General features: G+C 64.7%; 26 protein-coding genes. 7 read left to right on the plus strand and 19 right to left on the minus strand.

The genetic code is table 11. The annotated features are described in order from the left end of the window. Both ACOJCM_RS13140 and ACOJCM_RS13145 read right to left on the minus strand, forming a co-directional pair. Positions 1 to 627: a TIGR04211 family SH3 domain-containing protein gene (locus ACOJCM_RS13140; protein WP_445212510.1), complete on the minus strand. Its 627-nt coding sequence runs from the start codon at positions 625 to 627 to the stop codon at positions 1 to 3. Positions 628 to 830: 203 nt separating this feature from the next. Next, positions 831 to 1,160 carry a DUF1820 family protein gene (locus tag ACOJCM_RS13145; RefSeq protein ID WP_445212511.1) on the minus strand — a complete coding sequence of 110 codons (330 nt, stop codon included), beginning with the start codon at positions 1,158 to 1,160 and terminating at the stop codon, positions 831 to 833. 223 nt (positions 1,161 to 1,383) lie between these two features. Here ACOJCM_RS13145 and miaB point away from each other — a divergent pair, with 223 nt between their 5' ends. The 5 genes from miaB to lnt all read left to right on the plus strand — a co-directional run bounded on the left by miaB (position 1,384) and on the right by lnt (position 6,808). After that, the gene (gene miaB / locus ACOJCM_RS13150) at positions 1,384 to 2,727 is read left to right on the plus strand and encodes a tRNA (N6-isopentenyl adenosine(37)-C2)-methylthiotransferase MiaB (RefSeq protein WP_445212512.1); all 1,344 of its coding nucleotides are present in this window, start codon (positions 1,384 to 1,386) and stop codon (positions 2,725 to 2,727) included. A gap of 121 nt (positions 2,728 to 2,848) precedes the next feature. Continuing rightward, positions 2,849 to 3,925, plus strand: coding sequence for a PhoH family protein (locus tag ACOJCM_RS13155; RefSeq protein ID WP_445212513.1), 1,077 nt, complete (start codon positions 2,849 to 2,851; stop codon positions 3,923 to 3,925). After that, positions 3,922 to 4,437: an rRNA maturation RNase YbeY gene (gene ybeY, locus ACOJCM_RS13160; protein WP_445212514.1), complete on the plus strand. Its 516-nt coding sequence runs from the start codon at positions 3,922 to 3,924 to the stop codon at positions 4,435 to 4,437. The genes ACOJCM_RS13155 and ybeY overlap by 4 nt, the downstream gene beginning before the upstream one ends. Then, a complete protein-coding gene (locus tag ACOJCM_RS13165; protein WP_445212515.1) occupies positions 4,434 to 5,309 on the plus strand; it encodes an HlyC/CorC family transporter in 876 nt (291 codons plus the stop codon). The genes ybeY and ACOJCM_RS13165 overlap by 4 nt, the downstream gene beginning before the upstream one ends. Before the next feature lie 29 nt (positions 5,310 to 5,338). Then, positions 5,339 to 6,808, plus strand: a complete 1,470-nt coding sequence (lnt, locus tag ACOJCM_RS13170; RefSeq protein WP_445212516.1) for an apolipoprotein N-acyltransferase — start codon at positions 5,339 to 5,341, stop codon at positions 6,806 to 6,808. A 67-nt stretch (positions 6,809 to 6,875) separates the two neighbouring features. Here the strand turns inward: lnt and phaC are convergent, their stop codons facing one another. The 5 genes from phaC to prmB all read right to left on the minus strand — a co-directional run bounded on the left by phaC (position 6,876) and on the right by prmB (position 12,061). Then, complete coding sequence (gene phaC, locus ACOJCM_RS13175) at positions 6,876 to 8,714, minus strand: class I poly(R)-hydroxyalkanoic acid synthase (protein WP_445212517.1); 1,839 nt, start codon at positions 8,712 to 8,714, stop codon at positions 6,876 to 6,878. A 133-nt stretch (positions 8,715 to 8,847) separates the two neighbouring features. After that, a complete protein-coding gene (locus ACOJCM_RS13180) occupies positions 8,848 to 9,303 on the minus strand; it encodes a phasin family protein (RefSeq protein WP_445212518.1) in 456 nt (151 codons plus the stop codon). Positions 9,304 to 9,524: 221 nt separating this feature from the next. Beyond that, the gene (locus ACOJCM_RS13185) at positions 9,525 to 9,923 is read right to left on the minus strand and encodes a DUF6489 family protein (protein ID WP_445212519.1); all 399 of its coding nucleotides are present in this window, start codon (positions 9,921 to 9,923) and stop codon (positions 9,525 to 9,527) included. A gap of 67 nt (positions 9,924 to 9,990) precedes the next feature. Further along, positions 9,991 to 11,076 (minus strand): chorismate synthase, encoded by a 1,086-nt coding sequence (gene aroC, locus ACOJCM_RS13190; protein WP_445212520.1) that lies wholly within the window; start codon positions 11,074 to 11,076, stop codon positions 9,991 to 9,993. Between the two features lie 31 nt (positions 11,077 to 11,107). Next, positions 11,108 to 12,061 (minus strand): 50S ribosomal protein L3 N(5)-glutamine methyltransferase, encoded by a 954-nt coding sequence (prmB, locus tag ACOJCM_RS13195; protein WP_445212521.1) that lies wholly within the window; start codon positions 12,059 to 12,061, stop codon positions 11,108 to 11,110. A gap of 116 nt (positions 12,062 to 12,177) precedes the next feature. Here prmB and ACOJCM_RS13200 point away from each other — a divergent pair, with 116 nt between their 5' ends. Beyond that, the gene (locus ACOJCM_RS13200) at positions 12,178 to 12,756 is read left to right on the plus strand and encodes a Smr/MutS family protein (protein WP_445212522.1); all 579 of its coding nucleotides are present in this window, start codon (positions 12,178 to 12,180) and stop codon (positions 12,754 to 12,756) included. Here ACOJCM_RS13200 and ACOJCM_RS13205 read toward each other — a convergent pair. Genes ACOJCM_RS13205 through ACOJCM_RS13215 form a run of 3 tightly spaced genes read right to left on the minus strand, consistent with a single transcriptional unit; the run spans position 12,753 to position 15,501 of the window. Then, entirely contained in the window at positions 12,753 to 13,805 is a 1,053-nt protein-coding gene (locus ACOJCM_RS13205; protein ID WP_445212523.1) for a patatin-like phospholipase family protein, read from the minus strand. The genes ACOJCM_RS13200 and ACOJCM_RS13205 overlap by 4 nt on opposite strands. Before the next feature lie 14 nt (positions 13,806 to 13,819). Beyond that, positions 13,820 to 14,689, minus strand: coding sequence for an alpha/beta fold hydrolase (locus ACOJCM_RS13210; protein ID WP_445212524.1), 870 nt, complete (start codon positions 14,687 to 14,689; stop codon positions 13,820 to 13,822). Further along, entirely contained in the window at positions 14,686 to 15,501 is an 816-nt protein-coding gene (locus tag ACOJCM_RS13215; protein ID WP_445212525.1) for an alpha/beta fold hydrolase, read from the minus strand. Before ACOJCM_RS13215 ends, ACOJCM_RS13210 begins: the two co-directional genes overlap by 4 nt. Positions 15,502 to 15,725: 224 nt before the next feature. Here ACOJCM_RS13215 and ACOJCM_RS13220 point away from each other — a divergent pair, with 224 nt between their 5' ends. After that, a complete protein-coding gene (locus ACOJCM_RS13220; RefSeq protein WP_445212526.1) occupies positions 15,726 to 16,673 on the plus strand; it encodes an AEC family transporter in 948 nt (315 codons plus the stop codon). A 12-nt stretch (positions 16,674 to 16,685) separates the two neighbouring features. Here the strand turns inward: ACOJCM_RS13220 and ACOJCM_RS13225 are convergent, their stop codons facing one another. From ACOJCM_RS13225 to ACOJCM_RS13265, 9 genes are all read right to left on the minus strand, one after another. Further along, positions 16,686 to 16,994, minus strand: a complete 309-nt coding sequence (locus ACOJCM_RS13225) for an antibiotic biosynthesis monooxygenase family protein (RefSeq protein WP_445212527.1) — start codon at positions 16,992 to 16,994, stop codon at positions 16,686 to 16,688. A gap of 16 nt (positions 16,995 to 17,010) precedes the next feature. After that, entirely contained in the window at positions 17,011 to 17,487 is a 477-nt protein-coding gene (gene sixA / locus ACOJCM_RS13230) for a phosphohistidine phosphatase SixA (protein ID WP_445212528.1), read from the minus strand. Continuing rightward, on the minus strand, positions 17,484 to 18,557 hold the full coding sequence (locus ACOJCM_RS13235; RefSeq protein ID WP_445212529.1) for an NAD(P)H-dependent glycerol-3-phosphate dehydrogenase: 1,074 nt from the start codon (positions 18,555 to 18,557) through the stop codon (positions 17,484 to 17,486). The genes sixA and ACOJCM_RS13235 overlap by 4 nt, the downstream gene beginning before the upstream one ends. Positions 18,558 to 18,672: 115 nt before the next feature. Further along, positions 18,673 to 20,115, minus strand: a complete 1,443-nt coding sequence (locus ACOJCM_RS13240; protein ID WP_445212530.1) for an NAD(P)(+) transhydrogenase (Re/Si-specific) subunit beta — start codon at positions 20,113 to 20,115, stop codon at positions 18,673 to 18,675. A 16-nt stretch (positions 20,116 to 20,131) separates the two neighbouring features. After that, positions 20,132 to 21,703 (minus strand): Re/Si-specific NAD(P)(+) transhydrogenase subunit alpha, encoded by a 1,572-nt coding sequence (locus tag ACOJCM_RS13245; protein WP_445212531.1) that lies wholly within the window; start codon positions 21,701 to 21,703, stop codon positions 20,132 to 20,134. A 255-nt stretch (positions 21,704 to 21,958) separates the two neighbouring features. After that, the gene (gene htpG / locus ACOJCM_RS13250; RefSeq protein ID WP_445212532.1) at positions 21,959 to 23,863 is read right to left on the minus strand and encodes a molecular chaperone HtpG; all 1,905 of its coding nucleotides are present in this window, start codon (positions 23,861 to 23,863) and stop codon (positions 21,959 to 21,961) included. A 93-nt stretch (positions 23,864 to 23,956) separates the two neighbouring features. Further along, positions 23,957 to 24,427, minus strand: a complete 471-nt coding sequence (locus tag ACOJCM_RS13255; protein ID WP_445212533.1) for a PaaI family thioesterase — start codon at positions 24,425 to 24,427, stop codon at positions 23,957 to 23,959. After that, on the minus strand, positions 24,420 to 24,914 hold the full coding sequence (locus ACOJCM_RS13260; RefSeq protein ID WP_445212534.1) for a PaaI family thioesterase: 495 nt from the start codon (positions 24,912 to 24,914) through the stop codon (positions 24,420 to 24,422). Before ACOJCM_RS13260 ends, ACOJCM_RS13255 begins: the two co-directional genes overlap by 8 nt. A 44-nt stretch (positions 24,915 to 24,958) precedes the next feature. Continuing rightward, positions 24,959 to 25,300 (minus strand): YkvA family protein, encoded by a 342-nt coding sequence (locus ACOJCM_RS13265; protein WP_445212535.1) that lies wholly within the window; start codon positions 25,298 to 25,300, stop codon positions 24,959 to 24,961. Positions 25,301 to 25,332 lie beyond the last annotated feature (32 nt).

The raw sequence follows: 25,332 nt of genomic DNA on the forward strand, positions 1-25,332 counted from the left end.
CTAGAACCAGCGGTCGCGCTTGCGCCGCTTGCGCGGCAGGTGCGGAATGATCAAGCCGACCAGCAGGCCGGCACCGGCCACGCCACCGCCGTACATGAAATAACGCATCAGGAGATCTTCCTCCTGAGTGTCCAGGCGCGCCTGGAGCTGGCGAATGGTGCGACGCGAACCGTCGGCCTCGCTTTCGAGCTCCTGGTTGCGGGCCTCCAGCTCGGCAATGCGCTGTTCGCGCACCTCGAGCGTCTCGGTCATGGCCGAGACCCGCCCCTCCCATGTCTCGTTGATGCCATCGAGCTCCGCTTCCAGCTGTTCCACCTGTGCTTCCAGCTCCGGCAACCGGTCACTGGCACTCGGCTCTTCCTGGAGTTCACTGCTCAGAATCCACACCCGATCGCCTGCGTCGCTCTCGACCCGGCTGTAGTCGCCACTGGTTTCGAGCAGGGTGACCGGTTCGCCTGCCGTCAGAGTGCCGACGATGCGATAGCCATCGGTCGGGCCACTGCGGACATAGGTGGTCAGTTCGTCGGAAACCCAGCGAGTGGCACCATCTTCCTGCTGGGCCTGCAGCGGCGACGCCACCAGCACCAGCGCGACGCCCGCGAAGAAAAACTTGTTTCGATGCTTCATGCCGTCGTCCTGGCTATCCTGGCCACGGCACCGTCGAAACAGCGCTTCGTGGCTCATGTCGTACAGCGGCTATCCACAGATGCTGTGGATAAGCCCCGGGAAAAACGCTGTAAAGACCGCGTAAAGGCGCTCCGGTACTGGCTCGAGCGTCACGGGTCGTTTCATGAGCGGCACAGATCGCGCCTAGCGGAATCGGCTGCCACTCAGCGCTCGCTACGAGGCGGCGGCATGGGGCCGCGAGGAAATTCCGCCACGCGCCCTTCGCTCTTGACCGCCCTTGCCGGCCCTTCGCGCTCCACCTCGTCGATACGCACGATGGCGTTCAACGGCAGGTAACTGCGCTTGACGCCGTCAAAGGTGTGTCGCAGGCGGTCGGCCGAGGGATCCACCACCAGCTTCGAACCATCCTCGAAGACGAATTCCTCGACCTCGATGAAGCCCCAAAGTTCGCTCTGGTAGATTTCCCTGGCGTAGAGTTCCCAGATTTCACCCTGCTGGTGAAATACCACCCGGTAGATCGGTTTGGCCGCCATATGGCCGTCTGTCCTCAACGTTCGGTTACGCTTCGAGCCCTGCTGTGGGGCCTGCCAAGGCGCAAGCGTACCATAGTCGCGTGGGGTCGAGATGCCCCTACTGGCCCCATCGGACGTGCTTACGTATAATGCTGCCACCTTCGAGAACGGCTTTGCGAAGCCCATTCCCGCGACACTCCACTCACCGGTGACGCACGCGTCGGATAACCGACCTTCGATTCTTATGGCGAAGAAACTCTTCATCAAGACCCACGGCTGCCAGATGAACGAGTACGATTCCGCCCGCATGGCGGACCTGCTCGGCGAATCGCACCAGCTCGAATTGACCGACGACGAAGGCGAAGCCGACGTCATCCTGCTCAATACCTGCTCGATTCGCGAAAAGGCCCAGGAAAAGGTATTCCATCAGCTCGGCCGGTGGAAGAAACTCAAGGAAACCAACCCGGACCTGGTGATCGGTGTCGGCGGCTGCGTGGCCAGCCAAGAAGGCGAGGCCCTGCGCAAGCGTGCGCCTTATGTCGACATGGTCTTCGGTCCCCAGACCCTGCACCGCGTGCCGGCGATGCTCGACGCCCGCCGCCAGGACCAGATCTCGGTGGTCGATGTCACCTTCCCCGAGATCGAAAAGTTCGATCATTTGCCCAAGCCGAGTTCCGACGGCGCTACCGCCTTCGTTTCGGTAATGGAGGGGTGCTCGAAGTACTGCACCTTCTGTGTCGTGCCCTACACGCGCGGCGAGGAAGTCTCACGCCCCTTCGAGGCAGTAATGGATGAAGTGATTCATCTGGCCGACCAGGGCGTGCGCGAGATCAACCTGCTGGGTCAGAACGTCAATGCCTACCGCGGCCGCAACCAGCTTGGGGACGAGATCGATCTGGCCGAACTGATCGCCTGCGTGGCGGCGGTGGAGGGCATCGACCGGATTCGCTTCACCACGTCTCATCCGGTGGAATTTTCCGACAGTCTGGTCGAGGCCTATGGCGAGATCCCCGAACTGGTCAGCCACCTGCACCTTCCGGTACAGGCCGGTTCCGACCGTATTCTCGCCGCCATGAAGCGTGGCCACAGCGTCGCGGAGTATGTCGACAAGATGGAGCGGATTCGCGCCCTGCGCCCCGACATCAGCTTCTCCTCCGATTTCATCGTCGGCTTCCCCGGCGAAACGGAAGAGGATTTCGAGGCGACCATGGACCTCATCCATCGCATCGGCTTCGACCACTCCTTCAGCTTCGTCTATTCGGCCCGGCCCGGGACACCGGCCGCCGCACTGCCCGACGACACCGACGAAAGTGTCAAGAAGCAGCGGCTAGCCATCCTGCAGGCGCGCATCAACCAACAGGCCATGCAGATCTCGCGGCGCATGGTGGGCACTACCCAGCGCATACTGGTGAGCGGCTTTTCGCCCAAGGACCCTGGGCAGTTATCGGGTCGTACCGAGAACAATCGCGTGGTGAACTTTCGCGCCGCCAACCCCACCGAGTTGATCGGTTTTTTTGTCGACGTGACGATTACCGAGGCACTGCCCAATTCACTTCGCGGCGAACTGGCCTCGCCAGCGCTACACTGACCGCAGGGAGCGACCCTGCTGCTAGAGCGGGCTTGGGCGCTCATCTTGCGAAAGGATTGCCCTGCCGGAAGACAGGGCAGTAAGCTGGGTCCAATACACGCAACGCAGGGATTTTTCCACCTTGAGTGAAAACGCCTCACAGGCCAACCGCATCATCACATTGAGCCTCGAGCCCAATGACCCACAGCGTCTCGCCAACCTATGCGGTCAGCGCGACGAACATCTCAAACTGGTCGAGTCGCGTCTCGGCGTTACCCTGCGCAATCGTGGCAACGTGTTTCAGCTGGCCGGTCCCGGCCACCGGGTCAAGGCTGCGGCGAACGTACTGGAACATCTCTACCGCGAGGCCGAAGCCAGTGAGCTCACCCCCGACACGGTGCATCTGTTCCTGCAGGAGTCGGGGCGCGAGGCGCTCGATGAGGAAGAGGGCCCGGGCGACGGCGAGATCCTGCTGCGCACACCCAAGGTATTGATCAAGCCACGCGGCCAGAATCAGCAGAATTACGTGTCGAGCATTCGCCAGCACGACATCAACTTCGGTATTGGCCCGGCCGGTACCGGCAAGACGTACCTGGCCGTGGCCGCGGCGGTGGAAGCGCTCAACCAGCAGGAGGTGCGCCGCATCCTGCTGGTGCGCCCCGCGGTGGAAGCCGGCGAGAAGCTCGGCTTCCTGCCCGGCGATCTGGCGCAGAAGATCGACCCCTACCTGCGACCGCTCTACGACGCCCTCTACGAAATGCTCGGCTTCGAGCAGGTCGGCAAGCTGATCGAGCGCCAGGTGATCGAGATCGCCCCGCTGGCCTACATGCGGGGCCGCACCCTGAACAATGCCTTCATCATTCTCGACGAGAGCCAGAACACCACGCGCGAGCAGATGAAGATGTTCCTGACCCGCATCGGTTTCGGTTCCACGGCGGTGATTACCGGCGACGTGACCCAGGTCGACCTGCCGCGAGGCCAGAGTTCCGGACTCATCCAGGTGCTCGAGGTACTGCGGGGTACCGCCGGCATCGGTGTGACTCACTTCGCTGCCAAGGACGTGGTACGCCACCCGCTGGTACAGCGAATCATCGAGGCCTACGAGAGCTTCGAGGCCGAACAGGAAGTGCAGGAACGCGCTCGACGTGAGGCACGCGAACGCGAGCGTGAAGCGCTGCGCCTGGAACGTGCCCGCAACAGGGACGACGGCGAGCGATGAGCCCCGCACCGATCGTCGACCGCCAGCTTGCCGTTTCCGGGGAAGACCTGCCGGGACAGAGCGAGCTGGAAGCCTGGGTGGGGGCAGTCCTGACCCGCTTCGAGCACGAGGCGCGCCACGAGGTCACCATTCGCTTCGTCGACGGAGAGGAAGGCCAGGCGCTCAATCGCGATTACCGCGGTCGCGACAAGCCCACCAATGTGCTCTCCTTTCCCTTCGAGGCGCCCCCAGGCGTCGAACTGCCGCTTCTGGGCGATCTGGTGCTGTGTCATCCGGTAGTGCTGCAAGAGGCCTCCGAGCAGGGCAAGTCGCGGAAGGATCACTACGCCCACCTGGTGATACACGGCATGCTTCATCTACTGGGCCACGATCATCTCGACGCGTGCGAGGCTGAGGCGATGGAGCGGCTCGAGCGCGAGATCCTGGCCGGCTTCGCCATTGCCGATCCCTATGCACCGCCCCCGGGCGACGAACAACAAGACGACAGCAAGGACGAGAGACGCATTCGATGAGTGACGACCGAACGACCGGCCAAGGCGGAAGGTCTTGGCTCGACAAGCTGCTCGGCGCCCTCTCGGGGGACAGTGAAGGTCCCAGCTCACGCGAAGAGCTGATGGCGTTCCTGCGCGAGGCGGCCACCCGACTCAAGCTGGATCAGGACGCCATGATGATCATCGAGGGCGCCCTGCAGATCAGCGATCAGCAGGTGCGTGAGGTCCTGATCCCCCGCTCGCAGGTCGCCGCCATCGCCGTCGACCAGCCCGCCGAGGAATACCTGGCCCTGATCAACGAAACCGGCCACTCCCGCTACCCGGTCATCGGCGAAAACCTCGACGAGGTCAAGGGGCTGCTGCTGGTCAAGGACCTGCTCCAATTGCTCAACCGCCCCGCCGAGGAGCGCGAACGTTTTCGGCTCGAGGACGTGCTGCGCCCCGCCATGTTCGTGCCGGAATCCAAGCGCCTCAACAGCCTGCTCAAGGAGTTTCGCGACACGCACAACCACATGGCGGTCGTGGTCGACGAGTATGGCGGTACCGCCGGCATCGTCACCATCGAGGACATCCTGGAACAGATCGTCGGCGACATCGAGGACGAACACGACACCGACGAGGACGACGACATACGCGAGCTGGGTGATGGCCGCTACGCCATTCGTGCCCTGACGCCCATCGAAGATTTCAACGAACGCTTCGGCACGCGCTTCTCCGACGACGAGTTCGATACCGTGGGGGGGCTGGTCATGCAGCGCTTCGGCCATCTGCCCGGACGCGGCGAGCATACCGAACTGGGGGGCTGGCGCTTTACCGTGCTCAATGCCGACAATCGCCGCATACGCCTGCTCGAGGCCGTCATGCAGGACGAATCGACACTGGCCCAGGACTGAACGACGGCTTGCTCAGGAATCGACACGTCATGACACTCTCCCCTCCCCTCCCGGCGCTCGGCTACCTGGCGGCGCTGGTCGCAGGCGTGCTGACCACCCTCACTGCATCGCCCTACGGGCTGTGGTGGCTGGGCCCCCTGGCCGTCGGTCTCGTCTACTGGGCTCAACTGCCGTTGCGCCCGCGCCAGGCCGCCCTGCTGGGCTGGTGCTACGGCCTCGGCCTGTTTGGCTCCGGCGCCTCCTGGGTCTACGTCTCGATACACGACTACGGTTACACCGGCGTACCGTTGGCCCTGTTCCTGACCGCTCTGTTCGTCTGCGCCCTGGCGCTGTTCATCGCCGCGACGCTATGGCTCTACCGCTTGGTGTGCGGCCCGCGCCTGGCCTTCCTCACCTTCGCCGGCGCCTGGGTGCTGGGTGAGTGGCTGCGAACCTGGTTGTTCACGGGCTTTCCCTGGCTGCTGCTGGGCAGTTCGCACGTCGACTCTCCTCTCGCCTCCTGGGCGCCCATCGGCGGGGTCTACCTGCTGTCGCTGATCGTCGCGCTCTCCGGCACCCTGGGCGTGGAGTTTCTGCGTCGTCGCTGGTGGGCGGCCATGCCGGTCGCCGCGCTCTGGCTCGCGCCCCTGGCCCTGCCCACGCAATGGACCGAGCCCGCCGGCGAGCCGCTGCGCGTCGCGCTGCTGCAAGGCAACCTGGATCAGCTGATCAAGTGGACCCCGGAAGGCCAGCGTACCGCCGCCAATACCTACCTGGAGATGACTCGCGAGCACGCGGATGAAGCCGACCTCATCGTCTGGCCCGAAGCGGCGCTGCCCATGTTCGCGGAGGACGCCGAGCCGGTATTGGCCAGAGCCCAGGCCCATATGGCCCCGGGCAGTGCCCTGGTGACAGGCATCCTCCAGCGCGAGGGGGACGGGCTCTACTACAACAGCGTGATCGGACTGGGCAACGCCGAGGGCGAGTATCGCAAGCAGCACCTGGTGCCTTTCGGCGAATACCTGCCGTTGGAACGTTGGTTGCGCGGCACCATCGCCTTCTTCGATCTACCGATGCCGGCCATGACGCCAGGCCCTTCGGGCCAGTCGGCGATCCGTGCCGTCGGTACGTCGATCGGCAATGCGATCTGCTACGAAATTATCTACGCCGACCTGGTGGCCGAGCGCGCCCGGGAGGCCGAGCTGTTGCTGACGGTATCCAACGATACTTGGTTCGGCGAGTCGATCGGACCGCTACAGCACCTTCAGATGGCACGGCTGCGCGCCCTGGAGAATGGCCGCTATGTGGTACGCGCCACCAACAATGGCGTCACCGCGGTAATCGACCCTCAGGGACGAACCGTGGCCCGGGCACCTCAGTTCGAAACCGTGACACTGCTCGCCGAGGCCGTGCCCATGCAGGGCTTGACGCCGTTCACTCGCACCGGCAGCTGGCCCGTCTGGCTGCTCAGCGCATTGCTGTTACTGCCGGGCCTTCGCCTGCTGCAGCGGAAGTTGTGAAACGATGTACAGCCCAACGCAACGAGGCCCGCGCAAGCGGGCCTCGTCGGTTTCCAAGCGGCAAGATTCAGTCGTCGTTCGCTGACGCCTCGCCCAGCACCTCCGGTATCGTCATGCGCACGTAGCGACCGGGCGCTTCCTCTAGCAGCTTGAGCTCACCCTCGCCCGGCTGGCGTGCCGGCACCATCTTGCCGGTGTCGGCATAGCCGCCCTCGGTCATCCACTGCTGCCAGTGCGGCCACCAGGAGCCCTCGTGATGCTCGGCTCCTTCCAGCCAGGTCTCGTGGTCCTCCGGCAGCGTGTCGTTGGTCCAGTAACCGTACTTGTTGCGCGAAGGCGGGTTGACGATGCCGGCGATATGGCCCGACCCCCCCAGCACGAACGTCACCGGCCCCTTGGGCAGCAGTGCACCGTAGTAGGTGCTGTTCCACTTGGCGATGTGGTCGTCGCGGGTGGAGACGAAGTAGCTCGGTGTCGAGACCTTGCGCAGGTCGATCTTGACTCCATCCAATTCGATACCGCCAGGCTCCACCAGCTTGTTTTCCAGATACATGTGGCGCAGATACCAGCCATGGGTGCTCGCGGGCAGGTTGGTACCGTCGGTATTCCAGTAGAGCAGGTCGAACGCCGCCGGGTTTTCGCCCTTCAGATAGTTATTGACGAAGAAGGACCAGAACAGGTCGTTCTCGCGCAGCAGGTTGAAGGTGTAGGCCATGGAGCGGCCGTCCAGATAACCGTCCTGCTCCATCCTTGCCTCGATGCCCTGCAGGATCGGCTCGCTGAGCAGTACGCCAAGCTCGCCGGGGTCGCGGAAATCCTGAAGCGTGGCAAGGTAGGTGGCGGATTTTACCTTGCGCCCGCGCCGGGTGCTGGTGAGATAGGCCACGGTGGAGGCCGCCAGGGTACCGCCGATACAGTAGCTGACCAGGTTGACGGACTTCTCTCCGCAGGCCTGCTCGATGGCTTCCATGGCGGCGATCGGCCCCAGCTGCATGTAGTCGGCCCAGGTCAGGTCGCGCTGCTCGGGCCCCGGGTTGCGCCAGGAAATCAGGAACACGGTATGCCCCTGGTCCACCAGCCACTTGACGAAGGAGTTGTCCTGGCGCAAGTCGAGGATGTAGTACTTGTTGATCCATGGCGGCACGATCAGCAGCGGAGTCTTGAATACCGTGTCCGTGGTCGGGGTGTACTGTATCAGCTGAATCAGCTCGTTCTCGTAGACCACGTAGCCCGGCGTCACGGCAATGTTGCGCCCTATCTCGAAGGCACTGCGGTCGGTCATGGCCACGTTGAGGCCGTCGGCCGAATTGGTCAGGTCGCGGCGCAGCTGGGCAAGCCCCTCGATGAGATTCTGGCCCTTGGTTTCCAAGGTACGGCGCATCACCTCGGGATTGGTGGTGGCAAAATTGGTCGGTGCCATGGCATTGACCAACTGCCGGGCATAGAACGCCAAGTTGCGCTTTTGCCGCTCGGGCAGGCCGTCGAGCTGCCCGATCAGCTCCTCGACCGCTTCGGAGAACAGCAGGTACTGCTGCATGATGGCGCGGTAGAACGGCTCCTGATGCCAGGCCTCGTCCTTGAAGCGTCGATCGCCCTTGGAAGGCGAGACCAGCGGTTCATCCAGATTGCCTGACAGGGCCTGCAGGCTCTGTTGCCACAGCTGGTACTGATCCTGGATCAGGCGCGCTTGTGTCTGCCACAGCAGCTGGGGGTTGCGCATCAACGACTCAACCCCCGCCTGGAAGGCTTCCCGCATGTCGGTCTGGATCGAGTCCGCAGCCGCGTCAGGCACCATGCGCCGGAGCAGCTCCTGCAGTAATGCCTGGTAATGCTCGCCCATTTCCTGAAGCTGTTCTTTCCACTCCTCCAGTTCGACCTGGGAGGTAACCGCATCCCCTGACTGCATAGTCCACTCCTGTTCTCGGCCTGTTGCGGACCCTGCGATCCGATGACGACGGGATAGCTGCAGCCGCCTTCAAGAAACCCACCGGAGGTTCCAAGAAGGCGGCTTCGCCTCCCAGCTCAGGCGACCTAACGCTTCAACTCTTGCGTGACGCCTGGCTGCTGGCCTTGGCAGGGGCATCAGACTTGGTCGATGCGGTCGGCTTGGCATCCGCCTCGGCCGGCTGGGCCTTCTGGGACTGCTGGGCCTGGTCGGTCAACTCCTGGCTGACTTCTCCGAACAGCCTCTCGAGTTCGCTACGAAACTGTTGGCTCATCTCGCCGAGGGCCTGGGCGTCCTCCATCATCTGGCGCGAGAGTTCGCTCATCATCTCGACTTGCTGCGCCCCGAAGTTCTGAATGTCCTGGGCATCGCGTAATTCCGAAGCGCTGCGCATGCGCTCGGTACCCATCTGGCTGTAGCGCTTCAACGCCTCGAGCTGATACTCGGTCATCTTTTCCATATTGCCGAGCATCAGCGAATTGAGCTTGCGCATCGGTTCGAAGAAACGCCGCGTCTGCTGATTGAATTCGTCGAGCATCTTGTCCTGCATGGGGTAACCTCCTGTGGACCGAAACATGCGGGTCAGCGCCAGAACTACGCTTGGCTATCGCCATCTGGCGACTTCCCAGCGCCGACTGATATCGCCGTGGGTATGCGCGCACGACGTGGCGCGGCACCTATGCTGCACCGCACAAAGCGTAGCCTGCGCGGGGCTTCGCTGCAATACCCTTCCACTGCGGCAGAGGTCGGCGGCCCTCCTCGTGGCGTCATCTACTCCGAGCGTCGAGAACGAGAGCGTGCACTAGCCGCCCCGGCCCTACCCTGCGGCTCGGCCTTGCCTTGAGGCTCAGCCTTCGCCTCGCTGGTTTCGGCCGGCTCGCGAGCCGACTTGCCCATGGAGTTGCCGGCCTGGCGCAGCATGTCGAGCATCATCTGCTGATAGGTGCCGAAACTGGCCAGCCCTTGGGAAAGCCCCTGGCTCATATCCTGTTGGAACCCTGGCTGCAGGAAGGGTTTCATCAGGCTCATGGGATCGTAGCCTTCCACACCGGATTCCATCTGCTTCTGGATCCGGTTCAACAGCTCCTGCTGGAAGGCTTCGACGTCGGGCAGGCCCAAAGAGCGGCGGAACTCCTCGGGCGTCAGGTCGAACTCGACGTTAATCTTCATGGCTTCACTCTGCTCCAGTGTCTTTGTCAGTGTAGCAACCCGGCGCCAGACGCAACCCCTAACCGGCTCAACGCAGCACCGGCGTCTCGACCCGTACATCGACATTTTGTGCCCGATGCCGCAACAGATGGTCCATCAACGTCAATGCCATCATCGCCTCGGCGATCGGCGTGGCGCGGATGCCAACGCAAGGGTCGTGACGTCCTTTGGTCACCACTTCTACCGGATTGCCTGCCACGTCGATGCTCCGCCCAGGTAGCGTGATGCTGGAAGTGGGCTTGAGCGCCAGGTGGGCGATCAAGGGCTGCCCGGATGAGATGCCGCCGAGCACGCCGCCGGCATGATTGGAAAGAAAGCCTTCGGGAGTCATCTCGTCGCGATGCTCGCTACCTCGACTTGCTACCGCGGCGAAGCCGTCGCCGATCTCCACGCCTTTCACGGCATTGATGCTCATCAGGCCGTGGGCCAGTTCGGCATCCAGGCGGTCGAATACCGGCTCGCCGAGCCCGGGCGGCAATCCTTCGGCCACGACGGTAATCCTCGCCCCCACCGAATCCTGTTCGCGACGCAGCTCATCCATGAAGGCCTCGAGCTCGGGCACGCGCTCGGGGTCGGGGCAGAAGAAGGGATTGTCGTCGACCGCTTCCCATTGCTTGAAAGCGATCTCCAATGGGCCGAGCTGACTCATGTAGCCGCGTACCTTGATGCCTTGACTGGCCAGGTACTTCTTGGCAATGGCGCCTGCGGCCACCCGCATGGCGGTTTCGCGGGCGCTGGACCGTCCGCCACCGCGGTAGTCGCGAATGCCGTACTTATGGTGATAGGTATAGTCGGCGTGGGCGGGCCGGAACCGGTCCTGGATGTTGCCGTAATCCTTGGAGCGCTGATCGGTGTTCTCGATGAGAAGGCCGATCGCAGTGCCGGTGGTCATGCCCTCGAACACGCCGGAAAGAATGCGCACGCGATCGGGCTCACGTCGCTGAGTGGTATGTCGCGAGGTGCCGGGGCGACGCCGATCCAGGTCGTGCTGCAAATCCTCTTCGCTGAGCGGTAGCCCCGGTGGACAACCGTCGACGATGGCGCCCAGCGCCGGGCCGTGGCTCTCGCCGAAGGTGGTGACGGTGAACAGCTTGCCGAAAGTGTTGCCGGACATGGGCGTGCCTCCCGATATCTTGAGTGTTGGATCAGGCGAAGGACGCCGCATGGGCGTCGAGTTCCTCGGCAGTGAGGGCGAACACTCCCTGACCGCCGCGCTCGAAGTCGAGCCACAGGAAGGGGACGTCCGGGAAGGCCGCCTCGAGGTGATGATCGGAGTTGCCGACCTCGACGATCAACACGCCGTTCTCGGTGAGGTGGTCGCGCGCCTCGCGCAGGATACGCCGTACGATGTCGAGCCCATCGGCACCGGCGGCCAGGGCCAACTCCGGCTCGTGGCGGTATTCCGCCGGCATGGTGGCGAGATCGCGGGCATCCACGTAGGGCGGGTTGGAGACGATCAGGTCATAACGCTGCCCCGCCAGCCCCTCGAACAGGTCGGAAAGTACCGCACGCACCCGCACCCCCACGTCATGTCGCTGGATGTTCCGCTTCGCGACGGCCAGGGCATCGGCGCTGAGGTCGGACAGATCCACCTGGCTGGTGGGCAGATGGAGCGCAGTGGCGATGCCGATGCAGCCTGAGCCGGCGCAGAGATCCAGCACACGCCTAGGCGGTTCCTCGGGGAACCAGGCGGCAAAGCCGGTCTCGACCAGCTCGGCTATGGGAGAACGTGGGATCAGCACGCGCTCGTCGACGTCGAAGGGGAAGCCGGCGAAGAACGCCTCGCCCAGCAGATAAGGCAGGGGCCGGCGCGTGACGATACGCTCCCGCACCAGGCCGACGATGCGCGCCCGCTCCATGGGCAGCAGCCGCGCCTCGAGCACCGCCGGGTCGACGTTCCAGGGTAGGTGCAGTGCGCCGAGTGTCAGCGCCACGGCCTCGTCCCAAGGCGAGTCGGTGCCGTGGCCGTGGAATAGCCCGGCCAGGTGGAACTCGCTGGCGGCCCAGCGCAGATAGTCGCGCAGCGTGACGAGGTCGCGGCACAGCGCCTCGTCGTCCAGGGTCAGGGTCGAGCGGGAAACGGTGGAAGAGTTGGGCACGAAGGGTCCTGCAGGTCGTTTAGGATCGATGGCTCGATTGTACCCGCGGCGGCAGGCGGTTCACAGCCACGCTCAGGCGGCTATACTGGCCGCTCGACGACACCACGCGAGCCCCCATGAGCCAACGCCGCCCACCCGACGATGATGATGACGACACGAATGCCTTTCGCCGGGCACTGCGCGAAGCCGGCGTACGCCGCATTGCCGTCAACCGCGCCGATCCGGGACGGCCCAGTCGCCGGGACCCGGCGGCGGCAGAGCGGCGCGCCGCCGCCGTAGCAGCGGATACCCACGACACTGCCAGCCGCACCAGTGACGGTCGCGTCGAACCGGTGCGCCCCTCAGAATTCCTCGACTTCGCCCTGCCCGACCTGCCCTTTCGCACGCGCAGCCAGTTGAAGCGTGGCCAGATCGCCTGGGAGGCGGGCCTCGACCTGCATGGCTACAGCCTCGACGAGGCACGCCTGGAGCTGGAAAGCTTCCTCAAGGAAGCCGTCGGCAACCGCATGCGCTGCGTACTGGTGGTACATGGCAAGGCCTGGGGCAGTACGGCGGACTATCCGGTGATCAAGAGTCACGTCAACGCCTGGCTGCGGGAGTGGCCCACGGTGCTGGCCTTCTGCTCAGCCCGTGAGGTCGACGGCGGTACCGGGGCCGTCTACGTGTTGCTGCGGCGCCGTGGGCAAGCCTTCTAGTCGCCACTCGACTCGCGGTCGGCCGGCATCTGTGGCGGCTCGACGATAATACCCGCACCGCCCCCGTTACCCGAGTGGCTACGCCCCTCGTAGCGATCCAGTGCCTCCATGGTCAAATGGCGTCCCAGGCGAATCAGCGCTTCGGCACGATGGAACTCGAAGGCGCCGCACACCGTCTTGGGAACTTCGATCAGCACATCGGGCGGGTAGCCCGCCACCTTGTACTTGGCCAGCGAGGCTTGGGTGATATCAAACGAGGCCAGGATCATGTCCAGCCGGCCCCAGGCCCGCCGGCCGCTGGCCGAGCGCCCCGCCTTGCCGACCGTTTCACTGGCTTCGGGTCCGCCGAAGCCATCGAACAGCCACCGCGTCGCGCCGCGGACGTCCATCCACTTGCGCGCGGCGGCTTCCGCCTCGTCTTCGGCTTCCTCCTGTTCCCCGGGGGGCAGAAGATCCTCGAGCGAAACCGGCCGAGCGCTGTGGGCCGTCACGTTGACGGCCAGCACCATGTCGGCATGAGCCGAAACGGTCGGCGTGATCGGCAAGGGATTGAGCAGTCCGCCGTCGACCAGGGTACTCTCGCCGATGTGCACCGGTGTGATGACGCCGGGAATGGCGATGGAGGCGCGGATGGCACGCAGAAGCGGCCCCGCCTGGAACCATACCTCGCGCTGGCGCACCAGGTCGGTGGCCACCGTGGTGAGAGGAATCGGCAGGTCCTCGATCAGGATGTCGCCGATCAATTCCTCGAGCTTGCTCATCACCTTGTTGCCACGCATGGCGCCCATCGGGCTAAAGGTGACGTCGACCAGCTTCAGCACGTCGAAATAGTCGAGCTGGCAGACCCAGTCGCGGTAGGCCTCGAGCTGCCCCGCGGCATGCACGCCGGCAATGACCGAGCCCATCGAGCAACCCGAGATGGCGACAATCTCGTAGCCCCGCGCTTCCAGCACCTCGATCACGCCGATATGCGCATACCCGCGCGCCCCGCCGCTGCCCAGGGTCAACGCCACGCGCTTACCCAATTCCACCGCCTGCCTGCTGCTCATTACACTCTCCCCACTCACACCCGGCGCGCTTGCTCCGACCACTCCACGATCGCTGACGCTACGCTGGAAACCACGCTTGGCTCCAGATGCAGATGATGACCGCCCGGCAGCACCTTTCGCTTCAGATGTGGCACCGCCGCCCGCGCTGCCCTGGCCATGTCGCGCTCGCCAAGAATGCCTCTCTCTCCCTCGATCAGCAATGTCGGTGCACGAATCGCGCCCAGTAATGCCAACGCCTGCTCGGGGCTCAGCCGCACGGGAGAAGGCCATAGCAACCGGCCGTCGGTGCGCAGCCGCACGCGTCCGTCCGCCTCGCGTGCCAGGTTGCGCTCGACCAGCGGCGTTGCCGTCTCGGCGTCGATCGGCGTTACCCCGCCGGCCACGCGGGCCGCCACGGCAGTCACGCTGTCAGGATAGCGCGGCGCCCCCGAGCGCGGGCGGCGGGCGGCTTGCAATCCCTTGCGTAGCTGATCGGCACTCTCCTCGGCCACCGTTGTCACGGCCCCCAGGCCATCGAGCAGCACGAGCTGTTCGACGCGCTCGGGCAGTGCCGCCGCGGTCAGGCAGGCCACCCCCGCGCCCATGGAGTGGGCCAGCAGCGAGGCCCGCTCCAGGCCCAGTTCGTCGGCGGCGTCCAGCAGGTCGTGGCAATAGTCCCACAGGGCATAGTCGCCCTCGCGATGCGTTGAATGACCATGTCCGGCAAAGTCCAGGGCAACAATGCGAATGCCGAGGTGTTCGACCAGCAGCGGCGCCAGCCGGCTGAAGCTGGCGGCATTGTCCAGCCAGCCATGCAGCGCCAGCCAGGTGGGCGCAGCCGGTTCGCCCCAGGCAAGCGCCGCCAGGCGCCCCCCGGCCAGGGACAGCGCTTGCGTTTCGCTCATGCCGCATCCTCCAGCAGGTCATCGAGCATGGCCTGCAGGGCCTGGCGAGTCTCGACGGGATGCTCCATGGGAAACATATGGGTGCCCGGCACCAGGGCAAGCGGGATGCCGTGAGCCGCCAGGCGACGGCGCCGCTTGGGCGTGATCAGGTCGGAGTCGCTGCCTGCAATGACGCCGAAGGGAATCTTCAATCGCCGCGGCAGGCGGGTCAGGTGATCGGGCAGGTTACGAAAGATCTCGGTCTCGACGCTCGGGTCGTAGATCAGCTCGGCGCTGCCATCGTCGCGCAGACGGGTCCCGCCTTCGACATAGTCGTGCAGGGCATCGGGCGTAAAGCGCCGGAACAGTCCCCGGCGTCGCAGGTGATTGGCCATGGCATCGCGGTCGGGCCAGGCCACACGCCTACCCTTGCTCTTGCCCGCCGGCGTGACGCGGTCGACGAAGCCAAAGCGCTTGGCGACCTTCATGCTCCAGGCATCCAGGCCCAGCATCAGCGGTGGGTCGAGCATCACGACGCAGCGAAAACGCTGCGGGGCGTGCTCCGCGGCCATGGCCATGAGCACACCGCCCATGGAGTGGCCCACGCCAATGACCGGACCATCGGCATCGATGACGTGCTCGAGCAGTTCGTCGCGCAGCGCCAGCCAGTTGGCCCCCACCGGATAGTCGGGGTGGTGCCCGAGCCGGTCGACCGGATGGATGTCGAAGCTGTCATGCAGCGGGGCGAGCAGGCTACGGTAGCTCATGCCGGGAAAACCGTTGGCGTGGGCGAAGACCAGTCGCGGTCGCTGTAGGGGGCTACGTTCTTTCATGAAGGAATCCAGTGTCGGAGCAGGCAGGCTGCCGGTGGCGATAGCAGGCTAACGGGTTTACTCTATCTCGCCAAGTCGACCTCCGGCCCATGTCGTCCGCTTTATTCTGGAGTCAGCCATGCCTCGTCCCCCCCACCCCCGGCGCGACACGCGCGTGCGCAACCGCCTGTTCTGGATCACCGTGATCGCCGCCGTCATCGTCGGCTTGTGGTTGGCACGCTGACATGGGCCTGTACGAACTCTTTTTCGCCACCCTGGAAATTACCCTACCCGTCTTTGCCATGGTCTTCGTCGGCCTGGGCCTCAAGCGCCTGGGCTGGATCGACCAAGCCTTCATCGCCACCGCTTCGAGCCTGGTCTTCAAGGCCACCATGCCGACGCTGATCTTTCTCAGCATCATCAAGGCCGACCTGGACGCCACGCTCAATCCGAGCCTGCTCGGCTTCTTCGCCCTGGCCACCCTGGCCAGCTTCCTGCTCGCCTGGGGCTGGGCCCTCCTGCGCGTCCCCTACGCCGACCGAGGGGTCTACGTGCAGGGAGCCTTTCGCGGCAACTGCGGCATCGTCGGCCTGGCGCTGGCCGCCGGCATGTACGGCGACTACGGGCTCTCCGCCGGCGGGCTGCTGCTCGGTGTCGTGATTCTTACCTACAATGCCTTCTCGGTCATCGTCCTGGCCAGGTATCAGCAGAATCGGAATGCCAATTGGCGCAGCATCGCCAAGCACATCGCCCGCAACCCGCTGATCCTGTCCGTAGTCGCCGCCGTACCGGTCGCTGCCCTGGAGCTTCGTCTGCCCGGCTGGCTGATGACTTCCGGGCAGTACTTCGCCTCCCTGACCCTGCCGCTGGCGCTGATCTGCATCGGCGCCACCCTGTCGCTGGGCTCGATCAAGGCGTCGGGCGGGCTTGCCACCGGCGCCAGCCTGATGAAGATGGTGACCCTGCCGCTCGGCGCCACGCTCGCCGCCCGGCTGGTCGGCTTCGAGGGGCGCGAACTCGGCGTGCTATTCCTTTTTTTCGCCAGCCCCACGGCGGCCGCCAGCTTTGTCATGGTCAAGGCGATGGGCGGCAATGCCGCGCTCGCGGCCAATATCATCGCGCTGACCACCTTGATAGCCAGCCTGACCATTACGCTGGGGGTGTTCGCCCTCAAGGCGATCGGCTGGGTCTAGGCCGGCAGCAGGTCAAGCGTGAGTGCGTACAATCACTTCGAACTGCTCCAGCCCGCCGCCCTCGCCGACCGCCTCCTTGGGCATGGGGTTGGCATGGGCACGCTTGAAGTCCTCGCTGTCCAGCCAGGCACGAAACGCCTCCTGGCTTTCCCATTCGGTTTCCACCACGAAGGGGGCCTGGTGCCCTACCGGGCGCAGCACGCGCATGGCGACGAAACCGGGCTGCTTGCCGATCTCGCCGGCACGGACCCGGAAGCGAGCCTCGAACGCCTCTTCAAAGCCCGGCTTGACGACAACGCGATTGTTGACGATGAAGTTCATGATGAAGTCCCTTTCCTCAGCGGATGTCGTGTGGTGCGGTAAAGCGTAGCAGCCTGGCGCATCCCGCGGCCCAGACCGCGCTCTCGAGCTCGGCCACGGCGGCGGTCGCAAAGGCGAGCCCGCGCTGAGCCCGGCCTTCCACCAGCAGCTCGGTGAGCAGGCCCACCAGTGGCATGTGGCTCACCAATACGGTAGGCGCGGCGCCATCGGCATTGGCCAGCAGCCAGTCGCAGACCGCAACCGGCGAGTCGTCCGGCGTGATGATAGGCAATACCTCGGGTTCGACGCCCAGTGCCTCGGCCACGGGCGAGGCCGTCTGGCGCGCACGCACGAAGGGACTCGCATAGAGCCGAGCTCCTACCAACGCCTGGTGACCAAGCCAGTCGGCCATGCGCTCGGCCTCGGCATGGCCGCGGGCAGTCAGCATGCGTTCGCTGTCGGGGTGTCCCGGGGCCGCCTCGCCATGGCGCATGATCAAGAGCCGGCCGTTCATGGCTTGCCCTCGCCCGCCTCGACCCGCCGATGGGCCTGTTGCACGTCTTCTCGCGACAGCACGAACTCCACGTCGCTGCTCTGCTCGCCGCGCATCAGCATGCGAGCCATCTCACGAGCCGGCACCCCTTCGAAAAGCACCTGGTAGAGTCCCTCGGCCAACGGCATGTAGACGCCCTCCGCCCGGGCCTTGTCGCGTACCAGGCGGATCGTGTTGACCCCCTCCGCCACCTGGCCCAGCGCCTCGACCGCCTCGTCGAGGCCCTTGCCCTGGCCCAGGGCGTAGCCGACCCGATAGTTTCGTGACAGCTGGGATGAGCACGTCACGATCAGGTCGCCCACCCCGGCAAGCCCCAGAAAGGTCATGGGGTTGGCCCCCAGGCTCACGGCGAAGCGACCCATTTCCGCCAGCGCCCGGGTCATCAGCATGCTGCGCGTGTTCTCGCCCATGCCCAGCGCCGCGGCCATGCCGGCCGCAATGGCGTAGATGTTCTTGAGCGCACCGCCCAGCTCGACGCCGTAGCGGTCATTGCTCGCATAGACGCGAAAATAGTCGCAGCCAAGCGCCTGCTGGACTCGGGTGCGCGTCAATGCGTCGTCGCTGGCGACGACGGTGGCGGTGAGCTGTTTCTGGGCGATCTCGGTGGCCAGGTTGGGCCCGGAAATGACGCCGATGTGGCTAAAGCCCGTCTCCTCCTGGAGGAGCTGGCTCATCAACTTGAACCCCTCCTCCTGGATTCCCTTGGTGGTGCTGACGAGGATCTGCTGCGGCTCGAGCCAGGGACGTGCCTGGCGGACCACGTCACCGAAGGCCTTGGAGGGAATCGCCACCAGCACCAGCTCGGCCCCTGCAAGCACCGCCTGCATGTCGCTCGAGGCACGTACCGCCGGGTTGATGGCGTAGTCCGGCAAATAACGCGGGTTGCGATGCTCACGGTTGATCTGCGCCGCCAGTGCGGGGTCCCGCAGCCATTGGCACACCCGGGCGCCGTTATCCGCGGCGATGCTGGCAAGCGCGGTGCCGAAGCTGCCGCCACCCAGTACTGCTACCCGCATGGGATCGTCTGACATGTCTGCCCCGCGAATCGGTCGATGAAACTGGAGAAACCGTCAAGAGTGTAACGAAAAATGCCCCCTTCCGGGGGCACCTCTCGTCACTCGCAGCGGAACGACTAGCTGGCGAGCATCAGTCGATCTGCGACAGCAGCGAATCGATGCTGGTCCGGGCGTCGCCGTAGAACATGCGCGTGTTCTCCTTGAAGAACAGCGGGTTCTCGATCCCGGAATAGCCGGTTCCCTGGCCGCGCTTGCAGACGAAGACCTGCTTGGCTTCCCACACCTTGAGCACCGGCATGCCGGCGATGGGGCTGTTGGGATCCTCCTGGGCCGCGGGATTGACGATATCGTTGGAGCCGATGACGATCACCACGTCGGTGCTGGCAAAGTCGTCGTTGATCTCATCCATCTCCAGCACGATGTCGTAGGGCACCTTGGCCTCGGCCAGCAGGACGTTCATGTGGCCGGGCAAGCGACCGGCTACCGGGTGGATGCCGAAGCGCACCTGCTTGCCTGCGGCACGCAGCTTGCGCACCAGTTCGCTCACGGCGTTCTGGGCCTGGGCCACGGCCATGCCGTAGCCCGGCACGATGATCACGCTGTCGGCGTCGTTGAGTGCGCTGGCCACGCCACCGGCATCGATGGCCACCTGTTCGCCCTCGATCTCGGCCGCTGGTCCCTGGCTGCCACCGAAACCGCCGAGAATGACGCTGACGAAGTTACGGTTCATCGCCTTGCACATGATGTACGAGAGGATGGCACCCGACGAGCCCACCAGGGCGCCGGTGACGATCAGCAGGTCGTTTGAGAGCGTGAAGCCGATGGCCGCCGCCGCCCAGCCCGAATAGCTGTTGAGCATCGACACCACCACCGGCATGTCGGCACCGCCGATGCCCATGATCAGGTGATAGCCGATGAAGAAAGCCAGCGCGGCGATGAGCAGCAGTGTCCAGAAACCCGCTCCGTTGAGGTAGAGGATGGCCAGCAGCAGCGACAGTGCCGCGGCACCGGCGTTGAGCAAGTGCCCGCCGGGCAGCTGCTTCGGCTTGCCATCCACCTTGCCGGCCAACTTGCCGAAGGCGATCACCGAACCGGTGAAGGTTACCGCCCCGATGAAGACGCCAAGTACCACCTCGATCTGCAGGAACATCAGCTCGTCGGGTGCCTTGGTGGCGACCAGGGCGGCGAAGGCCGAGAACTCCTCGGCGCCCGCACCCAGCGCACGAGCCGCCAGCACACGCCGCCGCTCGAGGTCGGCGCTCCAGGCCACGAACACCGCCGCCAGGCCGACAAAGCTGTGCAGTGCCGCCACCAATTGCGGCATCTCGGTCATGTCGACCTTCTTCGCCACGTAGGCACCGGCCACCGCACCGATGATCATCATCGGGATCATGACCCAATAGGCACCGATGCCCGGCCCGAAGGCGGTAAAGAATACCGCCACGGCCATGCCGACGATGCCGTACCACACCGCCCGCTTGGCCTTCTCCTGATTGCTCAGCCCCCCCAAGGAGAGAATGAACAGCACGCTTGCCGCAATCGCCGCGGCAGACACGAATCCTTGACTCAGCATGTGTTGTCTCCGCCGCTTACGATTTCTGGAACATGGCGAGCATCCGGCGCGTCACCAGGAAGCCGCCCACGATGTTGATGGTGGCGATCAGCACCGAGATGGCCGCCATCAGCACGACGAGCCAGTTTCCCGACCCGATCTGCAGTATCGCCCCGAGGATGATGATCCCCGAGATGGCATTGGTGACCGCCATCAGCGGCGTGTGCAGTGAGTGGCTGACGTTCCAGATCACCTGGAAACCGACGAAGCAAGCCAGCACGAAGACGATGAAGTGCTGCATGAAGGAGGCCGGAGCCACCTGGCCGAGCAGCAACATCAGCAAGCCGCCAGCGCCCAGCAGGGTCGCCTGCCGCTTGGTCTGGGCCTTGAAGGCAGCGTGTTCGGCAGCCCGCCTCTCCTCGGGTGTGGGCTCCTTCTCCTTGGGCTTGGGCTTCGCCGCGGCAATCGCCTTCACCTTGGGCGGCGGCGGCGGGAAGGTGATTTCGCCCTGGTGGGTCACCGTGGCGCCACGGATGACGTCGTCCTCCATGTCGTGGACGATGGTGCCGTCCTTCTCTGGCGTCAGGTCGGTGAGCATGTGGCGAATGTTGGTGGAATAGAGCAGCGAGGCTTGCGTCGCCATGCGTGAAGGAAAGTCGGTATAGCCGACCACGATCACGCCGTTGTCGGTGACGACCCGCTCGTCCGGGCGCGTCAGGTCGCAGTTGCCCCCCTTCTCGGCCGCCAGATCGACGATCACCGAGCCGGGTTTCATCGCCATGACCATGTCCTCGAGCCACAGCTTGGGCGCCGGCCGGCCCGGAATCAGCGCCGTGGTGATGACGATATCGACCTCGGGCGCCTGCTCGCGGAACAGTGCCAGCTGCTTCTCGCGAAACTCGGGGCTCGAGGGCGCCGCGTAACCCCCGGTGCCGGAACCGTCCTGGCTATCCTCGAAGTCGAGGAAGAGGAACTCGGCGCCCATGGACTCGATCTGCTCGGCCACCTCGGGGCGCACGTCGAAGGCGCGCACCACCGCCCCCAGGCTGGTGGCGGTCCCGATGGCGGCAAGGCCCGCCACACCGGCACCGACCACCAGCACCTTGGCCGGCGGCACCTTGCCGGCCGCCGTTACCTGGCCGGTAAAGAAGCGCCCGAAGTTGTTGCCCGCCTCGATCACCGCCCGGTAGCCGGCGATATTGGCCATGGAGGACAGGGCGTCCATTTTCTGGGCTCGCGAGATCCGCGGCACCATGTCCATGGCGACGACGGATGCCCCCTTGGCCCGGCACCTCTCGAGCAGCGCTTCGTTCTGGGCCGGCCAGAAGAAACTGATCAGGGTCTGGCCTTCGCGCAGCCGCTCGGCCTCCTCTTCGCTGGGCTCGCGCACCTTGATGACGACCTCGGACGCTTGCCAGAGCGCGTCGGCGCTCTCCACCACCGTGACGCCGGCCGCGCGATAGGCGTCGTCATCGAAACCGGCAGCAACGCCGGCCCGGGTTTCAATCAGGCATTCGTGTCCAAGCTTCTGGATGAGCTGCGCACTGTCAGGGGTCAGCGCGACACGCGCCTCTCCTTTGGCGAGCTCCTTGGGTGCACCAATCTTCACGTTGGATCTCCCTTATGGTTATAGAAAAGTCGAATAGGGCAAACGGTTATTCATACCTGAGCGTGCCGCGATGCACAACCGCAGCGCAGCCTTCCGACTCTCCCTGAATGTAACACTATGCAGCTGAAATCACGGAAAAAATGCCAAGGTGACGTTAACGTCAAGGGCGGATCGGCAGGTTGAAGCAGGCAAGCAGAAGGCCGCCCGAAGGCGGCCTGAAGGGTGGTTTCGTCGCGATGTCGTTCTGAAGATCGGTCAGTTCGTCAACAAGGCGTTGAGGCGGCGCACATAGGCGGCGGGGTCGTCGAGATGCCCACCTTCGGCGATGATCGCCTGGTCGAGCAGCACCTGGGCCAGGTCGTCGAAGCGCTCGCCTTCGGCCCCTTCGAGCCGCGCTACCAGCGCATGCGCCGGGTTGAGCTCGAGGATCGGCTTGACCTCGGGCATCTTCTGCCCGGCAGCTTCCATGATGCGGCGCATCTGGTAGCCCATCTCGTGCTCGGGCAGCACCACGCAGGCCGGCGAATCGGTCAGGCGATGGGTCACCTTGACCTCCTGCACCGCGTCGCCCAAGGCCTCCTTGACCCGCTTGACCAGATCCTCCTTGGCCTTGGCGGTTTCCTCCTGGGCCTTTTTCTCCTCCTCGCCCTCGATCTCGCCGAGGTCGAGTTCGCCCTTGGCCACGTCGACGAAGCGCTTGCCCTCGAATTCGTGCAGGTGGCTCATCAGCCACTCGTCGATACGATCGTGCAGCAGCAGCACCTCGATGCCCTTCTTGCGGAAGATTTCCAGATGCGGGCTCGACTTCGCCGCGTTGAAGCCGTCGGCGACGATGTAGTAGATCTTTTCCTGGCCCTCCTTCATGCGCGCGACGTAGTCGGCCAGCGACTGGTCCTGGGTGGCGCTGTCGGTATGGGTGGAGGAGAAGCGCAGCAGCGCGGCGATCTTTTCGCGGTTGGCGTAATCCTCGGCCGGGCCCTCCTTGAGCACGCTACCGAAAGTGTTCCAGAAAGTCTGGTAGGCCTCCGGGTCCTTGGCCAGCTTTTTCAGCATGTCCAGCGCCCGCTTGGTCAGCGCGCCCTTGATCTTCTCGACCTTGGGGTCCTGCTGCAGCAACTCGCGCGAGACGTTGAGCGACAGCTCCCGGGTATCCAGCACGCCCTTGATGAAGCGAAGGTAGAGCGGCAGGAACTGCTCGGCGTCATCCATGATGAAGACACGCTGGACGTAGAGCTTGACCCCGCGTGAACCGTCGCGCTCATAAAGATCGAACGGCGCTCGCCCCGGCACGTAGAGCAGGCTGGTGTACTCGAGCTTGCCTTCGACCTTGTTGTGGCTCCACGTCAGCGGATCGCTGAAGTCGTGGGCCACGTGCTTGTAGAAGGCCTTGTACTCGTCGTCCGAAATCTCGCTCTTGGGCCGCACCCACAGCGCCGTGGCCTCGTTGACGGTCTCCCAGGTGGTGACCTCGCTGCCTTCGATCTCATTGCCGTCGTCGTCCTTGGCCGTCTCGACCTTGGGCATGCGCACCGGCACCTCGATGTGGTCGGAGTACTTGCGCACCAGGCTACGCAGACGGAAATCGTCGGCGAATTCCTTGGCGTCCTTCTTCAGGTGCAAGACGATTTCCGTGCCGTGCGCTTCGCACTCGACATCGGCAACGGTGAACTCCCCCTCGCCCTTCGAACGCCACTCGACGCCTGCCTCCTTATCGGTGCCCGCCTTGCGGGTGCGCACCGTCACCTCGTCGGCGACGATGAAGCTGGAGTAGAAACCCACGCCGAACTGGCCGATCAGCCGCGCGTCCTTCTGCTGCTCGCCGGATAGCTGCTTGAGGAACTCCGCGGTACCGCTGCGTGCAATGGTGCCCAGGTTCTGGATCACTTCGTCGCGGTTCATGCCGATGCCGTTGTCACGCACGGTGACGGTACCGGCCTTGGCGTCATGCTCGATCTCGATGCGCAGCTCACTGTCGCCTTCATACAGGGCGTCATTGTCCAGGGCGGCATAGCGCAGCTTGTCGCAGGCGTCGGCGGCATTGGAAATCAGCTCGCGCAGGAAGATCTCCCGGTTGGAGTACAGGGAGTGGATCATCAGGTGCAGCAGTTGCTTCACCTCGGTCTGGAAGCCGAGGGTTTCCTCGTGAGCGGTCGTGGACATGGATCGGTTACCTCATGGCTTGAACCCGCGGCGACGCGTGGCGCGCCGCCGTTTTCTGAACTGTTCAGCGATATGGGGTCCGACTTCAGCTTTTCAAGCGTCGCTCGGCTCCAGCGTAGCCAGCACCAGATGCAAACGGGCCGTGGCCACCGGCCGATCCTCCGCTTCCTGCCAGGCAGTGACCTGCACGTTGGCCAGGCGTCGTCCCTCGCGCAGCAGGCGACAACGGGCGTGGGTGGGTACCACCCGGGCCGTGCGCAAATAGTCGATGGAGAAGTCGACGATGCGTGGCAGTCGCGGCTCACGTGCCGACAGCATCAGATCGAGAGTGCCCGCGGTTTCCATGAAGGCCGCTACCACGCCGCCATGCAGCGCGGGCAACAGGATATTGCCGATGTTGTGCTCTCGCGGCTCGAGATGGAAGACCAGGCCATCGCCGGCGGCATCCACGGAGGCCGACACGCCGAGATGTCGCGCATAGGGAAGCCGCTCCAGCCAGGCGGCAACGTCGCCCTGGGCGCGGGTGCGGGTCATCCAGGCCACGTCATGAAAACCTTCAGGCATGATCGGCCTCCGCAAACAACGCCTCGGCAAAGCCCTCGGGCGTATTGCGCTCTCCCAGGCGGACGAAGTTGCCTATGCCACGGGCGATGGGCCTCCCGGGCTCCTGCCACAGCGTGCCCTCGGTGAAAACCATGGCATTCGTCACTCTCAGCACCCGTGCTTCGGCCATGATCGCCCTGCCCGCTTGCGCCGGCCGATAGTGATCGACGCGCAGGTCGAGCGTCGGACAGACTTCCGGCGCCGGCAGCCCGCACAGCACCGCCGAGCCGCAAACGGTATCCAGTAGCATGGTCAGCACGCCGCCATGTACCAGCCCTCGCTCGGTATCGCCCAGTAAGGTGTCACGCCAGGGCAGGCGCATGGTCACTTCGGGCGGAGCGACGGAAACGACTTCGAGCCCCAACTGCCGGGTATGCGGAATCACGGCCACGAAGCGCGCCAGGGCGGTTTGCCATGCGTCAGCGGTGGGGGACTCTGGATTGGGCATGGCGAGGCCTCGCAAGGGGTGGGTTTCAAACGATCGTATCAAGTTTACTTGCCGTCGTCCCCCTTCTCTGCGATGGGAAGTCCCCGCCAGGCGCGGTAGGCTTCCAGGCTGCGGTCGACCCGACTCAACAGCCATCCGACGATCACCAGGTCATCGACGACACCAATCAGCAGCAGCCAGTCGGGAATCAGGTCCAGCGGCGAGAGCAAATAGGCCAACGCCGCCAGCATCCAGCCGAAGGCCGCCCAGGGCGGGGGCCGGTAGCGCCCTTTCACCACGTCACGGCACATGGGCATGAACAGCTTGAGGGCTCGTGCGATATGGCCAAGCGCCCGCGAGCGGCGGCGCAACCGCCCCACAATGTTCCAGGGTTTCACGCTTCGCATCCCTCCTCGTTTCGCCGATGCCGCCTTCGGCT

The organism is Billgrantia hypersalina, assembly GCF_052584175.1.